14 protein-coding genes are annotated in these 15,073 nt (G+C 43.4%); 10 read left to right on the top strand and 4 right to left on the bottom strand.

The features are described 5' to 3' along the window. On the top strand, positions 1-327 hold a 327-nt coding region (locus ABEV15_RS09505), incomplete at its 5' end, for an NAD(P)-dependent oxidoreductase (protein WP_498853062.1). A gap of 12 nt (positions 328-339) precedes the next feature. On the opposite strand, the gene ABEV15_RS09500 is transcribed toward ABEV15_RS09505, so the two are convergent. The 4 genes from ABEV15_RS09500 to ABEV15_RS09485 form a co-directional block, all read right to left on the bottom strand. After that, positions 340-1,488 carry an aminotransferase A gene (locus ABEV15_RS09500; protein ID WP_498853061.1) on the bottom strand — a complete coding sequence of 383 codons (1,149 nt, stop codon included), beginning with the start codon at positions 1,486-1,488 and terminating at the stop codon, positions 340-342. 115 nt (positions 1,489-1,603) lie between these two features. After that, the gene (locus ABEV15_RS09495) at positions 1,604-1,837 is read right to left on the bottom strand and encodes an IDEAL domain-containing protein (protein ID WP_498853060.1); all 234 of its coding nucleotides are present in this window, start codon (positions 1,835-1,837) and stop codon (positions 1,604-1,606) included. A 164-nt stretch (positions 1,838-2,001) separates the two neighbouring features. Beyond that, positions 2,002-2,151 carry a protein YkzT gene (locus ABEV15_RS09490; RefSeq protein WP_429632006.1) on the bottom strand — a complete coding sequence of 50 codons (150 nt, stop codon included), beginning with the start codon at positions 2,149-2,151 and terminating at the stop codon, positions 2,002-2,004. Positions 2,152-2,376: 225 nt separating this feature from the next. Beyond that, entirely contained in the window at positions 2,377-2,502 is a 126-nt protein-coding gene (locus ABEV15_RS09485; RefSeq protein ID WP_498853059.1) for a helix-turn-helix domain-containing protein, read from the bottom strand. Between the two features lie 200 nt (positions 2,503-2,702). On the opposite strand from ABEV15_RS09485, the gene ABEV15_RS09480 reads away from it, so the two are divergent. From ABEV15_RS09480 to ABEV15_RS09440, 9 genes are all read left to right on the top strand, one after another. Further along, positions 2,703-2,861, top strand: a complete 159-nt coding sequence (locus tag ABEV15_RS09480) for a hypothetical protein (RefSeq protein ID WP_155116432.1) — start codon at positions 2,703-2,705, stop codon at positions 2,859-2,861. Between the two features lie 67 nt (positions 2,862-2,928). Then, positions 2,929-3,834: a chemotaxis protein gene (locus ABEV15_RS09475; RefSeq protein ID WP_498853058.1), complete on the top strand. Its 906-nt coding sequence runs from the start codon at positions 2,929-2,931 to the stop codon at positions 3,832-3,834. Positions 3,835-3,851: 17 nt separating this feature from the next. Beyond that, positions 3,852-5,462, top strand: coding sequence for a GGDEF domain-containing response regulator (locus tag ABEV15_RS09470; RefSeq protein ID WP_498853057.1), 1,611 nt, complete (start codon positions 3,852-3,854; stop codon positions 5,460-5,462). 2 nt (positions 5,463-5,464) lie between these two features. Next, positions 5,465-6,505: a HEAT repeat domain-containing protein gene (locus ABEV15_RS09465; RefSeq protein ID WP_498853056.1), complete on the top strand. Its 1,041-nt coding sequence runs from the start codon at positions 5,465-5,467 to the stop codon at positions 6,503-6,505. Continuing rightward, entirely contained in the window at positions 6,498-7,883 is a 1,386-nt protein-coding gene (locus ABEV15_RS09460) for a glycosyltransferase family 2 protein (RefSeq protein ID WP_498853055.1), read from the top strand. Before ABEV15_RS09465 ends, ABEV15_RS09460 begins: the two co-directional genes overlap by 8 nt. Further along, the gene (locus ABEV15_RS09455; protein WP_498853054.1) at positions 7,880-11,065 is read left to right on the top strand and encodes a hypothetical protein; all 3,186 of its coding nucleotides are present in this window, start codon (positions 7,880-7,882) and stop codon (positions 11,063-11,065) included. The genes ABEV15_RS09460 and ABEV15_RS09455 overlap by 4 nt, the downstream gene beginning before the upstream one ends. A 154-nt stretch (positions 11,066-11,219) precedes the next feature. Then, a complete protein-coding gene (locus ABEV15_RS09450) occupies positions 11,220-12,683 on the top strand; it encodes a spore germination protein (protein WP_498853053.1) in 1,464 nt (487 codons plus the stop codon). Then, positions 12,680-13,780, top strand: coding sequence for a GerAB/ArcD/ProY family transporter (locus tag ABEV15_RS09445; RefSeq protein WP_498853052.1), 1,101 nt, complete (start codon positions 12,680-12,682; stop codon positions 13,778-13,780). The genes ABEV15_RS09450 and ABEV15_RS09445 overlap by 4 nt, the downstream gene beginning before the upstream one ends. After that, a complete protein-coding gene (locus ABEV15_RS09440; RefSeq protein WP_498853051.1) occupies positions 13,777-14,889 on the top strand; it encodes a Ger(x)C family spore germination protein in 1,113 nt (370 codons plus the stop codon). Before ABEV15_RS09445 ends, ABEV15_RS09440 begins: the two co-directional genes overlap by 4 nt. Positions 14,890-15,073: the final 184 nt, after the last annotated feature.

Raw genomic sequence — 15,073 nt, 5'->3', positions numbered from 1 at the left:
TCCTTGCGTAAGTTTCGTGAAGCGCTTGTGTATGCCGAAAAAGCAGGATTAGACCCCGAACGCGTCTTGCAAAGCATTTCGCAAGGCGCCGCATCGAGTTGGTCGCTGTCTCATCTTGCGCCGCGCATGCTCGCTGGCGATTTTGCCCCTGGCTTTTACGTAAAACATTTTATTAAAGATATGGGCATTGCCCTTGCTGAAGCAGAAACGCTCGGGTTGTCGCTTCCGGGCTTAAAGCTTGCGAAACAATTGTATGAAGCGCTTGCCGAGCGCGGAGAAGAACAAAGCGGAACGCAAGCGTTATATAAATGGTATAAAGAGTGGTAAAAAAAGGTGCTGTTAGCGAGCACCTTTTTTTATGTACGATTCCATGCGATCCAACCCTTTTTCTAGCTCTTCCATTGAACAAGCGTATGAGATGCGAACGTATCCTTCGCCGTATGTCGAAAACGCACTTCCAGGCACGACAGCGACTTTCGCTTCTTTTGCTAGCTGTAATGCAAAGTCAAAAGATGATTGATGAAACTGTGCAATGGACGGAAAAATGTAAAACGCTCCGTTCGGTTTTTGGACGTCAAAGTCCATGGCACGAAGGCGATCATATACATATGTCATTCGTTCCGCGTATTGCTTTTTCATATCGTTCGCATCGTTTATTCCGACCGTTAACGCTTCTAACGCCGCTTTTTGCGCAATGGATGTGGCACATGACACGTTATATTGGTGCACTTTTACTATATGTTCAACAATCCATTGTCGCGCAAATAAAAAACCGATGCGAAAACCGGTCATCGCATGCGATTTACTAACGCCGTTAATGACGATCGTTTGATCAGGAAGCCATGTCGCAATCGACTCGTGTTTGCCTGTAAACACAAGTTCACTATAAATTTCATCGGAAATGACCCAAATTGGTTTGTCTTTTACAAGTGCAGCGATTTGTTTCAGTTCATCGCTCGTTAACGTCATTCCTGTCGGATTGGACGGATACGGCAATACGATGCACCGCGTCCGCTCGGTGATGAGCGGTTCGATGTGCTCGGCTAACAGTTTAAAGCCGGTTTCTCGCGTATCGACATATACAGGTGTTGCCCCACATAAACGAATAATCGGTTCATATCCTGGATACACAGGGGCAGGGAGAATGACTTCTGCGCCTTCCGTTAAAATGGTACGAAACGCAATATCAAGCGCTTGGCTCGCCCCGACGGTAACGATCACTTCATCGGTCGTATAGCGCAGTCCATATTTCGTTTCAACGAAGCGACAAGCGGCTTCACGTAACGGCAAATATCCGGCGTTATGCGTATAAGAAGTAAACTGTTCATCAAGCGCTTGTTTTGTCGCTTCTTTAATATGATCGGGCGTCGGAAAATCCGGCTGTCCAATCGTTAATGAAATCATATCTTTTTCTTGGGCAACGAGATTAAAAAATTGCCGAATGCCAGATAGTTGAATATGTTGCACACGTTCATTCATCGGAAGCATCTTGATCGTTCACCTCTTCGTTTTTTTCTTTATTAAACAATAAAAGGTGAACGTTTCGCAATGTGTTTTGCTGAAAACGTTCACCTTATGTGCTGTCCTGTCGTTTCACAGTCGATCATGCCAAATCCTCCAAGTGACGATAGCGTTGAAGAAGCTCATTGTATTGCGTCGAGAGGGTAAGAAACAACGCTTCATCCCGCTGCTCAAGCGACTGATCGATGTCGCGCATGAGCCGATCCCTTTCGAAACGGAATAACGCCTGTTCGATAATGAATTGTGCCGCTTGCTTATAATCGGCGAGATCGTACGGCTGCGATACGAGCGCCATATCATTGTATTTTCCATACATGTTTCATTCCCCCTTAGCGAGAAGAATAATCTTCTCCCTTTTCTACATTATAAAGAGTTTTTTATAAATTGTAAATAAAATTCCGAAAAATAAAAGCAAAAAAATAAAAGCTGACGAGCGCCAGCTTTTTAAACGATAGGCATGCGCTTTTCGCTTTTCTTATATTAATAACCGTAATCCCAGTCGATTTCTTCATCGTACCAAAGAACTGCTTCTGTTTCTTCGTCTACCACTTCTTCAAGTTGTTCTTTTTCTACATCTTCTACAATTGTTACTGTATGGTTTTCATCAAAAAGAATGGCTAACCCTTTCATGTCGACACCTTCTCTTTTCGTGTTTTTCTTCACAATCATTGTAACGCGTTCCGCTTGTCCACGTCTATCATGTTCATAAAGATGTCAATGTGTTTGTTTTTTCTGAAAATAAAAACGAATATAGCCGTCACACTTCTTATGTTACGATTTTATTTTCACTCGTTTTTGATGCGAACTTATTTTTTCCATTCCGAAGAAAAATGGTGCTCACATGGAAACAAAAAGTCATTTACGTTGCCATTGTACGGAGGGGATTAGTCCCCTTGCTACCCCGGCTTCATTTGTAATTTGCAAGATGGTCGTCTGTTCATATCCTTGTTTTTGAAAAAGACGAAGTGCTGTTTGTTGCAACAATATTCTCGTTTGCTTTTTTTGTCTCTCTCTCTTTTCATGGAAAATCCCCCATTGTCTCTATATATTTTTATTATAGTGGTTTTTACCTAGGAATAAAGTAATATTTATATAGGTTAAAAATTTTATTTAGACATGTATCATTCACATACATTTTCGCATACATTATGGAAGGAAGTGTAAAAAAAGAGGAATGATGCATGTGGGGTGTTGATTCAGCGGCGAAAGCACCAACATTTCGCCCGAACGTCCCGAACTGCCGTGCAAACGTCTGGATATGGCAATATGGGCGCGATGCCGACCTTTGCCCGATCGACACGAACGTCGCGAATCGAAAAGTAAGCGAGTACTTATATTAAATTTTGTTCGTGCACACAAGAAATATGATAAAATGGCAATAAATGATGTTGTAACGGAGGCTGTTTCATGGAAAATAAACATGGAATTTTGTTAGAAAGCGGAACGAATGAACTAGAAATTGTCGAATTTTTAGTCGGTGACAATCGTTTTGCGATTAACGTCATTAAAGTGAAAGAAATTATTCAGCCGATCGCACCGACGAAAGTGCCACATGCGCACCCGTACATTGAAGGCATTATCGAATTGCGCGGCGAGGTGCTTCCGCTCATCGATTTAGCAAAAGCGCTCGGATTCGGACCATCGCAAAACCCAGCGCAAGATAAATATATTGTCGCACAGTTTAATCAACAAAAAGTTGTGTTTCACGTCCATAACGTTACACAAATTCATCGCATATCATGGAAACAAATCGAAAAACCGTCGCAAATATATCAAGGATTAGAAAGCCAAATTATCGGCGTTGTGAAATTAAACGGAAACATGATTTTATTGCTTGATTTTGAAAAAATCTTTGTCGACATTAATCCGCAATCAGGCATTCACGTCGACCGCGTGAAAAAACTAGGTCAACGCGACCGCTCGAATAAAAAGTTAATCGTCGCTGAAGATTCTCCGCTTTTGCGCAAACTGCTTCACGATACGCTTGCTGAAGCGGGCTATGTGTACGTTGAGTTTTTTGAAAATGGGGAAGATGCGCTTCACTATTTACAATCGATCGTTGAAAAAGGAAAGCCAGTTGAAAGCGAAGTGCAGCTCGTTATTACCGATATTGAAATGCCGCAAATGGACGGTCATCATTTAACGAAACGCATTCGCGAACATGACAAACTAAAACATTTACCTGTCGTCATTTTCTCTTCGCTCATTACAGATGACCTTCGTCATAAAGGAGAGCGTGTCGGTGCGACAGCGCAAGTGAGTAAACCAGAAATTGCTGAACTCGTTCAAGTGATCGATCAATACATTTTATAAAACAGTAGGGGATTGTTATGGGTCGTTACGACAAATATCAACAACACTTTTTGAAAAATATTCGCAAACGGTTAGAAGAATGGGAAACGGTTGAAGAAATCGCCCCTCAAGACGTCTATCGTCTTCTCCATGCCATTGCCGGTACAGCGGCGATGATCGGCATGAACGATGTCAGCAACTATGCTCGGAAGCTGATGGAACAATGGGGTGAAGATGAACAAAAAAAATGGGGGGCAAAAGAAGTGAAAGAGCGGCTCACTCCGCTTTTTCAACTTTGTTACGAACATCAAATTGGAGACGTGGCATCAAATGAGCAAGGGGCGAAAAAAGGGGACGAACCGACCGTTTTACTCATTGATGATGACCCGTCGTTTTTAATGTATGTGAAAGAACATCTCGAACAAAGCGGATGGTATGTCGTCGCCATCGCTGATCCGATCAAAGCGGTCGCTTCTTTTTATGACGTTCGCCCGGATTGTGTCGTCATCGACATTCATATGCAAACGAAAACTGGCTTTGAAGTATTGACGTTTTTAAAAGAAAAACTAAGGCAACAATTCGTGCCGATGATTATGGTGAGCATTGACGACCGAAAAGAGACGCGCATGAAAAGTTACGAAATGGGCGCGGACGATTTTATTCCAAAGCCGTTTGCGATCGATGAATTTATCGTGCGCATTCGCCGTCAGCTCGAACGGAAAAAGCTCATTGATGAACTGCTTTTATTAGATGAATTGACGCACGTCTATAATCGAAAATATTTAAAACAAGCGTATGAACAGTTAAAAAGCGACTGGCATCGCACACATGAGCCGTTTTGTTTGGCAGTGCTCGATATGGACCATTTTAAACGGGTAAACGACCAATACGGCCATTTAATTGGCGATGTTGTCTTAAAACAATTTGCCCAATTTGTAAAAACGAACGTTCGCGCGCGTGACATTGTCATTCGTTTCGGCGGGGAAGAATTTGTCGTGTTATTGCCGGCGACCGAAGCAAGCGAAGCGTTTCTCGTGTTTGAACGCCTGCGCGAACAGTTTGAACGCATTCCGTTTCAAAGCGGTGAAACGACGTTTTTTTGCACGTTTTCGACCGGCATTGCTGAAGTGAACGACCCGTCTAAACCGATTGGATATTGGATTGAATTAGCAGATTCCGCATTATATAAAGCGAAAAACACAGGAAGAAACTGCGTCGTACTTGCAAAGCAACAAGAAACGTCGTATCGCCGCACAGTGAAAGTAGCCATTGTCGATGATGATGCGATCGTGCGTGCCATTGTAGCAGATGTCGTACGAAAAATGTCCCCTAAAGAACGAGTGGCGCTCGAGTTTCGTACGTTTAAAGATGGAGAGCAATTTATGTCATGCGATTGGCATGAAGGAAAAGAGCCGTGTCTCGTCATTTTAGACGGCGTCATGCCGAAATTAGACGGGCTAGAAGTGCTCCAACAATTGCGCAACAAAAAAGATGCATCGCGCTACAAAGTTATTATGTTAACCGCTCGAAAAAACGAAAGCGACATTGCGCGCGCGCTCGAATTAGGAGCGGATGACTATATGACAAAGCCGTTTAAATTGCTTGAGCTTGAAGCAAGAATACGTCATATGTTAAAAGGGATGAATTAATGATGTCGAATCCACTTATGTTATTTAGTTTGATCGTCGTGATATTATCGATCATTTTGCTAGCGATCTTCCTTTATTTAATTGTGCAAAAAAGAAAAGACGCGCGTTGGAAAAAAAAAGTAGAGACGTACAAACGATTGTACGAGCCAATGTTACTTCGTTATGTAGCGTACGGAGATGAACAAGTGCCCGCTCCATCTTCGCCTGCGCAATATGTGGCGATGATCGAATTGCTAGACCATTTTATCCGCGTGCTCGCCAACGGAGATGTGAGGGCGCGCGCGACATCGTTAGCTGAAGCGTATTTTGCTGACTATTTGCATAAGCAATTGTATCATCGCCGGCTCGGCAGACGAATGAACGCCCTCTTTTACATTGAAGATTTTGGGCTTCGCTCCCTTTTGCCCGAATTAGAAAACATGTACGAACAAAAACGTGTGACGACGATGGAAAAGCGCCAACTATTGAACATGTTTGCGCTTTTTCAACATCCGCACGTATATGAATATATGAAAAACGTTGACGAGTCATTTACGCAATTTGATTATCGTCTCATTTTATCGCGCATGGACGACGATACGTTTGCGAAAATGGTCGATCATTTTTTCGATTGGCATGAAAAAATACAATACGCGATCGTTGACATGATTGGCATTATGAAAAAGTTTCCTCACATCCGATTTTTACTTACACTGCTCCGACATGAACAAAGTGAATATCGCGTTCGTGCATTAAAAGCGTTAGCACAAATGTCATATCCACTCGACGTTGAACAACTACACATTCATTTCCAATCTCCCGTTTGGCAAGAGCGTTTAATGGCATTACGACTGTGCGCACGTACGCGCCGGCAAGAAATGGTCGATCATATTGTCTTGTTAATGAAAGATGCTGTATTTTCCGTTCGGTCGCAAGCAGCGGAAGCTTTGTTGCGCATGCCGAACGGACTGGACATACTCGAACACATTGCGCAAACATCAGACGACCGCTACGCGCGCGATATGGCGCTTGAATGGTTAGAAAGGGGTCGGGAACATGATTGAAATGGCAGCGATGTTCGTCTTTTATTTTATGGTGGCGGTCATTTTGTTTTATACGTTTTTACTCGTTGTTTCGTTCGTTCAATTGCGACGCATGTACGAATTGGACGAATGGGAACCGTATGAAGAAATGCTCGATGTCAGTTATACGAAACCGGTTTCTATTTTAGTGCCTGCTTACAACGAGGAAGCTGGTATTCTTGCGACGGTGCGCTCCCTTTTAAGCATCGAATATCCGGAGTATGAAATTGTTGTCATTAACGACGGATCAACAGACGATACGCTTGAGCGATTGAAGCGAGATTTTGACCTTGTTGAAATGAAGCGCGTCATTCGCCAACAGCTACCAACGGCACGTGTCCGAGCGGTATATCGCTCGCGAAAGTTTTCCCATTTATTCGTCATCGATAAAGAAAATGGTGGGAAGGGGGATGCGTTAAACGCGGGCATTAATTTTTCATCTTATCCATACGTTTGCTCCATTGATGGCGATTCTGTCATTGAGCGGCGCGCCTTTTTAAAAGTGATGAAGCCGATTATCGACTCAGATGAAGAAGTGATCGCATCAGGCGGAAGTGTGCGTATCGCCAACGGCTGCGACATTGAAAAAGGAGAAATCGTGCGCATCGGGCTATCCCGTCAGCCGCTCGTCGTCATGCAAGTCATTGAATATTTGCGCGCGTTTTTAGTGGGGCGCATTGGACTAAGCCGCCACAATTTACTGCTTATCGTTTCAGGCGCATTTGGCGTGTTTTCGAAACAATGGGTCATTCGCGCGGGCGGATATGCGCATACAGTCGGGGAAGATACGGAGCTTGTCATCCGTCTTCATCGACTAGTGAAAGAAACGAACGCGAATAAAAAAATTGTGTACGTTCCTGATTCGGTTTGTTGGACGGAAGCACCAGAGTCGATGACAGATTTACGCAAACAGCGCCGCCGCTGGCATCGCGGGCTACTTGAAAGCCTTTGGCTTCATCGCCGCATATGGTTTAACCCGCGCTACGGTTCGATCGGGCTCATTTCGATGCCATATTTTTTACTTATTGAATTTTTTGGACCTGTCGTCGAACTGTTTGTCTATATCCTCATCCTCCTCTCTCTCATCTTAGGAGACATATATGTTGAATTTGCGATTTTACTATTCCTCGTTTTCGTTTTGTACGGCTCGATTTTTTCAATGGCTGCTGTATTGTTAGAAGAATGGACAATGCGAAAAATTTCAAACGTATCCGACGTCGTGCGCCTCCTTTTTTACTCTTTTACAGAGACGTTATGGTATCGTCCGTTGACAGTATTATGGCGCTGTGAAGGCATTGTCGATGCACTTTTAAAAAGAAAAGGTTGGGGAGAAATGAAAAGAAAAGGTGTGTCGAAATGATGAACCGACAACGATGGCTCATTGTATATATCGTATGTATTTTTCTTGCCATTTCTTCGCCATATTGGTTGTGGAATATCAAGCCGACAACGACATTGAATGTGCTGATTGTGAATAAAACAGTTCCCGATGAGACGTATCGCGAACATGCAGGGCTCGTTTGGCTATTAAATCAACAAAAATATGTAAAACCAAACGGAACGCGCTATGAATTATCGAAAGATTACGTCGGTTTTGTGCCGACAACGAAACAGGAACGTCCATGGCCGACATCGTTACAACCGTACGATGTCATTTATGTGGCGGATACGTATGGTGTATATGAAAATGATTTCACTGTGGAAAAAAAGAAAGGGAAACGCTCGAAAAAAGTGTATGGCGGTTTGACAGAGCAAGAAGTGAATCGCTTGCACGATGCGATGTTTGCAGGAAACAAAACGCTTATTGCGGAGTTTAACTCGTTTGCGAGCCCAACGGATCGAGCTGTTCGTGAAAAATTTTATGCGTTATTAAACGTTGAATGGACGGGCTGGATTGGCCGTTATTTTCCGAAGCTTGAAGATGACGAAGTGCCTGTATGGGTGAAAGAAAACTACGAAAAACAATACAACAAACGATATACATTCACCGGACCGGGCTATATGCTTGTCGATGAATATGATCGGCTTATCATTTTGCATAAAAAAGAAATCGGAAAACAAGGCGTGCTTTTTACTCCGACAAAAAAAGGGGAAAAAGAGCTTGGCGTGAGCGGTTCGACTCCGTATTCCTATTGGTTTGATATTGTCAAACCGTTACACGACGAAGAAGTGTTAGCGACATATACGCTTTCGTTATCGGAAAGCGGAAAAGAGAAGTTGCAAGCGATCGGTTTGCCGACGACGTTTCCAGCGATCGTTTATCATCACAACAATCGGTACGATGCGTACTATTTTTGCGGCGACTACGCCGACCAACCAGATGTACCAAACATATATCAAACGGCCGGTATCGACATATGGCGGAAATGGACGACGCGCCACGATCCAAACAGCACCGCATCGTTTTATTGGAAAGCGTACGTTCCAATGATGAAAACGATTTTAAAACAAGCGTCTAACGATGACAAGCAATGGAGCGAGCGTGCGATCGCCAAAACAGACGACGGCATTCAACTCGCTGGTCGCGTTGGTGAGCAATATATACAAATTTACAAAAATGGCAAATGGGAAAATATGTTGTTGAAAGGGGTCAACATGGGCATCGCAAAGCCGGGGCATTTCCCGGGAGAAACAGCGATTACGAAAGAACAATATTTTCGCTGGTTTAAACAAATTGGGGCGATGCATGCGAATGCCTTACGGGTGTATACGATTCATCCACCTGCGTTTTATGAGGCTTTTTACGAGTATAATCAAATCGCAAAACAGCCTTTATATTTATTTCACGGTGTTTGGGTGAATGAAGAAACGTTTTTACGTACAAACGATGCATTTGCAAAAGAAAATACAGATGAGTTTGTCGCAGAAATAAAGCGAACGATTGACATTGTGCATGGACGGGCAACGATTTCACCTCGTCCCGGTCATGCGAGCGGTGTGTATAAACACGACATTTCACGATATGTACTCGGTTGGATTTTTGGCGTCGAGTGGGAGCCGACCGTCGTCCATGCGACAAATACGAAACATGCGGGCTTGTCAGATTATCAAGGGGCGTATGTGTATACAAAAGGTGCTTCCCCATTTGAAATTTGGCTCGCGCGCATGATGGACGAAGCGATCGCCTATGAAACGAAAACGTACAACTGGCAACGGCCAGTCAGCTTTACAAACTGGTTGACGACCGATTTGTTAACACATCCGAGCGAACCGTTAGAAAAAGAAGATTTCGTATCGGTCAATCCGAACGTCATATATGCGACAAAAGCGATGCATAGCGGCTTGTTTGCTTCGTATCACATTTATCCGTATTATCCAGACTTTTTAAACTATGAGCCGAAATACGTCAATTATATCGACCATCGCGGTGAGAAAAACAACTATGCAGGTTATTTGCACGATATGAAGCGAGTGCATCGTATGCCAATCGTCGTCGCCGAATTTGGCGTCCCTTCATCGCGCGGCATGACGCACCGTAACGTATACGGGATGAATCAAGGGTTTCATTCCGAGCAAGAGCAAGGTGTTATCAACAAAAAACTATTTGAAGATATCGTCCACGAGAAGATGGCGGGCGGATTTATTTTCACATGGCAAGATGAATGGTTTAAACGAACGTGGAACACGATGGACTACGACAATCCAGATCGTCGGCCGTTTTGGTCAAACGCGCAAACGAACGAACAGCAATTCGGTCTATTAAGTTTTGACCCTGCGCCAGACGAAACGAAAATGATGAAAGTCGATGGGAGAAAAGAAGACTGGGCATTGCAAAAAATCGCTCCAGCGTTCCAACAAAACGGCCGCGCGCTCTATATGACAAGCGACGAACGATACGTATACATTCGTTACGATACAACGGTAAAACAAAACAAAGACGTATATATATTATTTGACACGATCAACAATCAAGGACAATCGACTATTCTCGATGTGCCGAACGTACGAACGGAAGGCGTTGACTTCGTCCTCCATTTACGCGGTGAAAAAGAAGGGCGATTATTGGTTGATAGCTACTACGATTCGTTTTATTATCATTACGGACATATGTTGCAAATGATTGATCGCCTGCCGTATGCGCACAAAAAAAATAACGGCATGTATCATCCGATTCGCCTTACGCTCAATAAAAAGTTACCAATTAAAGGGAAAACGTATCCGTTCGATTTTTATGAAACAGGTATCATGACGTTCGGTACAGCTAATCCGAATGACGAAGCATACAATTCATTGACGGACGTCAGTGTCAGCCAACAAGAAGACGGATATGAAATTCGCATCCCTTGGGCGCTTCTTAACGTAAAAGACCCGAGCATGCATGAAGTGATGGGAGATATGTGGCAAGGTGGACTAACAAGCAGCAAAACGATTGACGGCATTCGCATCGGCGTATATGAAAAAAATTTTTCATATCCGGCCCATTTAGATCCAAACCATTTTTATCTCTATACATGGGATGGTTGGGAAGAACCGACATATCACGAACGGTTGAAACGTTCATATGACATTGTAAAACAAACATATAAAGGGGAGACGAAGTAATGGCGAAAATTTCACTTTCGAAAAAGTTTAGCAAGACAATTTATTCCGTTGCCAAAGGAGGAAGCCAATTAAGGTTTCCTCTTTTTTTGCATAAAAACGAGCCGTCATTGCAAACTAGTAAAAAACGGAGCGGAAGAAAAAGGGGGGCAACATCATGTGGTTTACGGAAAAAAATCGAGTCGATGATGTCGCGAAACGGCTCGCCCATTCGCCAGATTTCATGTGCCGCCGCATTCAATGCAAAGGAAAAATGGTCGATGTCTTATTTTTAAGCAATTTAATTAATCATGACCAATTGCAACAAAACGTTCTAGCGTTTATTTATGAACAAGAGAACGTATCGATTGAACAGTTGGCGCGCTGTTTGCCGATTGGCGCGGTGCACATTTGTGAAACGACAGACGATATGGCGACATATATACGTGATGGCTGGGCAGGCATTTATATTGAAAAAGAAAAGAGCGGGCTTGCCGTCAACATCGCAGAAAATATCGAACGGTCGCTTGAAAAGGCAGAGACGGAATCGCTCGTTTTAGGACCAAAAATATCATTTACCGAGGCGATTGATAAGAACATTCGCATTTTGCGCCAAAATGTGACCGATACGAAATTAGTGACGGAAAAAATGATGATCGGGATGCGCAACAAGCTTGAAGTGCGCGTCGTGTACATCGAAGATATTGCCGATGAAGAAAACGTTCAAACGGTGAAACAACGGCTGTCTGAGCTTCACATTGACGAAGTGACCGACAGTTCCGTATTAGCTCAACTATTGGACGATCATGCGTATACGATTTTTCCGCAATATTTATTAACGGAGCTTCCTGACCGACTAGCGTACAATTTAATGAACGGGCGCATCGGCATTTTCGTTGATCGCAGCCCGACAGTTATTATTTGTCCGACGACGTTTTTTAGCTTTTTTGAAACGACAGAAGACATTTATTTACGTTGGACGATGAGCACGGTGTTGCGCGCCATTCGCATGCTCGGCATTTTTTCCTCCATCTTTTTATCGCCGCTTTATGTTGCTGTCATTACGTATCATCCCGAAGTCATTCCTTCCGCTTTGCTTTTGACGATTGGTCAATCGCGTTCGCGCGTCCCGTTTCCCCCGTTCATCGAGGCGCTATTGCTTGAATTTATGATTGAACTGTTGCGCGAAGCAGGGGCGCGCTTGCCGACAAAAGTCGGTCAAACGATGGGTATTGTTGGTGGTATCGTCCTCGGACAAGCAGCGGTAGCGGCAGGCTTTACGAGCAACGTGCTCATTATTATCGTCGCATTAAGTGCGCTCGGTTCATTTACAGCGCCGAGTTATGAAATGGGGACGACGTTTCGCATTTTACGCTTTCCGATTATTGTTTTAGCGGCGTTTTTGGGGCTCGTTGGCATTTTTATTGGCTTCAGCTTTTTGCTTATTCATTTATTAAAACTTACATCGCTCGGACGTCCATATTTATCGCCTGTTTATCCGTTTCGTTTGGCGGATATAAAATATGCGCTCGTTCGCCTTCCAATTAAATTTTATAGCCAACGTCCGAAAACGAACCGTCCGCAAAACTCCCGCCGTTTTTCATGGCGGGAAGCGGCGAAACGAAAGGATTTAGATGAATGATGAAAACGCCACGCGAACGGATATCGATTAACGCTTATCTCGTTTTTTTTCTCGTTCACAACACGCAAATCGGGCTTGGCATCGTCGGTGTGCAGCGCGTCATTTTTGTCGAAGCGCGCCAAGATGCGTGGATTGCTGTGTTACTGAGCGGCTTATGGATTCATCTTGTCGTTTTCATCATTTGTCAAACGTTAAAACAAACAGAACATGACAACATTTTTTCGCTTCATACGTTCGTCTACGGGCGCGCGCTCGGCTGGATCGCCAACGGCGCAGTTGTTGTTTATTTTTTAATGGCGTATACGTCCATTTTGCTCGGTTATGTTGAAATGATGTCAACGTGGATGTACCCTGATTTTCCGCTTTGGAGTGGGGCATTAATTTTATTACTGTTAACCGTATATGCGTTGTACGGGGGAGGATTTCGCCTTGTAGCAGGTGCAAGTTTTTTAACGTTTTTCATGACGATTTGGATTGTGTTTGTCTTCTGTCGACCGCTCAAATACGCGGAATGGATTCATTTACTTCCTATTTGGGAAGCGACGCCAAAACAAATGGCAAACGGCGTATTAAAAACAGCATACACAATGCTCGGATTTGAAGTATTGTACATCATTTATCCGTTTGTAAAAGAAAAAGAACGCGCGCATCGTTATGCCCAATTTGGTGTTTTATTAACGACGTTTCTTGTAGCTGCAGTGACTGTCATCGCCATCGCCTTTTTTGGCCCGAAGCAACTCGATGTCACCATTTGGGCATCGTTATCGATGGTTAAAATCGTCAGGCTCCCATTTGTTGAGCGATTTGAACATCTCCTCATTCCGCTTTGGATTCTTGTCGTTTTACCGAATTTACTTATGTTTATGTGGGCGATGACGCGCGGCGGAAAAGAGCTTTTTCGTGTGAAACAAAAATATTTACTTTTCGTTTTTGCGTTTTTATCGTACGTTGTTGCGATTATGTTTGAAAAGCGGGCAACGATTAACGAATTTATTGACCAAGTCGGTTATTACGGATTTGGGCTTAGCTTTGTATATCCGTTTATATTGTACGTGCTTGTGCGCATAAAAAAATGGGCAAAGGGGAGCGCGAAATGAAACGGCTTATCGTTTGTATGTTATTGTTAAGCGGATGTATACAGCCACGCATCTTAGAAAAACAAGGCATTATTACCGCTGCTGCCTTCGATAAAAAAGGAAAGTCGTATGAAGGTGGTGCAGTGATGCTTTCGTTTCAAACGGGCCGCTCTTCGATGTCCGAAGTGATTGAAGCGACGTACAAAACGGGCAAAGGATTTCGTCAAGTTTTAGAAGCGCGAACGAGCCACGATTTAAGCTCAGGGCAATTACGCGTTGTTGTGTACGGAAAAGAACTAGCGGAGGAAGATGGCATTTTTAAGATAACCGATTCGTTGCAGCGCGATGCCAGTATCGGATCGCTCGTTTATTTAACCGTTTCCGAACCGAGCGCGAAGCAAGTGATACAAAGTAAAAAGCATGAAGATATGCCCGACATTGGCACGTACTTATATCGACTAATTGAAAAAAACTTGCGCAGCGAATCATTGCTTGCGGCAACGTTGCATGAGTTTGTTCATAGTTATTACGATGTCGGCAGAGACCCGATTTTACCTTATTTATCGGTGCGTGATGATAAACCGATTGTTGAAAAAGTGGCGTTATTTCGCGGAGACAAACTAGTCGGAAGCGTGTCGCTCGATGAAAGTTTTTATATTAAAATATTAGCTTCCGAATATAACGTCGGGTTGAAAAGAATATCGGTGTCTTGCGACGAAGTAGCTCCGTTGCTGCTCAAGAAAAAAGGGAAGAAGATGGATATCGTCATGAACGAAATTCACACAAAACGGAAAATTAAACTCATCAGCCAAAAGCCAGCGCCGCATTTTCGTGTCACAGTAAAAATAAAAGCAGAAATTTTAGAGATGTCGGAAAAAATGAAGCCGATTACGCAGGCGAATATACGCACGCTTGAACGAGCGATTGAAAAACAAATGAAAAAAGAAATAGAGAAACTATTAAATAAACTAAAAGCATACAAAACCGATCCGATCGGCTTCGGGGAAATATACGACCACTCGGTGCGCGGATTGCAGTTGACGGATAAACAATGGTACGAATTGTATCGAGAAGCTCAAATGGATGTGGATGTCAACGTATCGATTTTACGCACAGGAACAATTGACTAATCTGTATTTCTTCGTGAAAAGCTATTTTCAATCTTTATCACGTATGGTTTAATAAAAAAAGGAGGGACAATACAAAAAGCGAGGATTACAGCATGAATGAACAACAGTTTCTGTACCAACACCCCCCATCCATGAAATGGGAGGTCGTTGGGCAACAGTTTGATCAATATGCCATTTTTTTTAT

Origin of the sequence: Bhargavaea massiliensis, from assembly GCF_050480245.1 — a bacterium.
In the GTDB taxonomy this organism is placed as follows: Bacteria; Bacillota; Bacilli; order Bacillales; family Anoxybacillaceae; genus Anoxybacillus.
This window is presented reverse-complemented; position numbering and strand designations above follow the sequence as displayed.

Excerpts from the sequence above, each read along its gene's own strand:
- ABEV15_RS09495 (WP_498853060.1), bottom strand. The coding sequence starts at position 1,837 with ATGTATGGAAAATACAATGATATGGCGCTCGTATCGCAGCCGTACGAT.
- ABEV15_RS09450 (WP_498853053.1), top strand. The coding sequence starts at position 11,220 with ATGTGGTTTACGGAAAAAAATCGAGTCGATGATGTCGCGAAACGGCTC.
- ABEV15_RS09455 (WP_498853054.1), top strand. The coding sequence starts at position 7,880 with ATGATGAACCGACAACGATGGCTCATTGTATATATCGTATGTATTTTT.
- ABEV15_RS09445 (WP_498853052.1), top strand. The coding sequence starts at position 12,680 with ATGATGAAAACGCCACGCGAACGGATATCGATTAACGCTTATCTCGTT.
- ABEV15_RS09490 (WP_429632006.1), bottom strand. The coding sequence starts at position 2,151 with ATGAAAGGGTTAGCCATTCTTTTTGATGAAAACCATACAGTAACAATT.
- ABEV15_RS09475 (WP_498853058.1), top strand. The coding sequence starts at position 2,929 with ATGGAAAATAAACATGGAATTTTGTTAGAAAGCGGAACGAATGAACTA.
- ABEV15_RS09440 (WP_498853051.1), top strand. The coding sequence starts at position 13,777 with ATGAAACGGCTTATCGTTTGTATGTTATTGTTAAGCGGATGTATACAG.
- ABEV15_RS09500 (WP_498853061.1), bottom strand. The coding sequence starts at position 1,488 with ATGCTTCCGATGAATGAACGTGTGCAACATATTCAACTATCTGGCATT.
- ABEV15_RS09465 (WP_498853056.1), top strand. The coding sequence starts at position 5,465 with ATGTCGAATCCACTTATGTTATTTAGTTTGATCGTCGTGATATTATCG.
- ABEV15_RS09470 (WP_498853057.1), top strand. The coding sequence starts at position 3,852 with ATGGGTCGTTACGACAAATATCAACAACACTTTTTGAAAAATATTCGC.
- ABEV15_RS09460 (WP_498853055.1), top strand. The coding sequence starts at position 6,498 with ATGATTGAAATGGCAGCGATGTTCGTCTTTTATTTTATGGTGGCGGTC.
- ABEV15_RS09480 (WP_155116432.1), top strand. The coding sequence starts at position 2,703 with ATGTGGGGTGTTGATTCAGCGGCGAAAGCACCAACATTTCGCCCGAAC.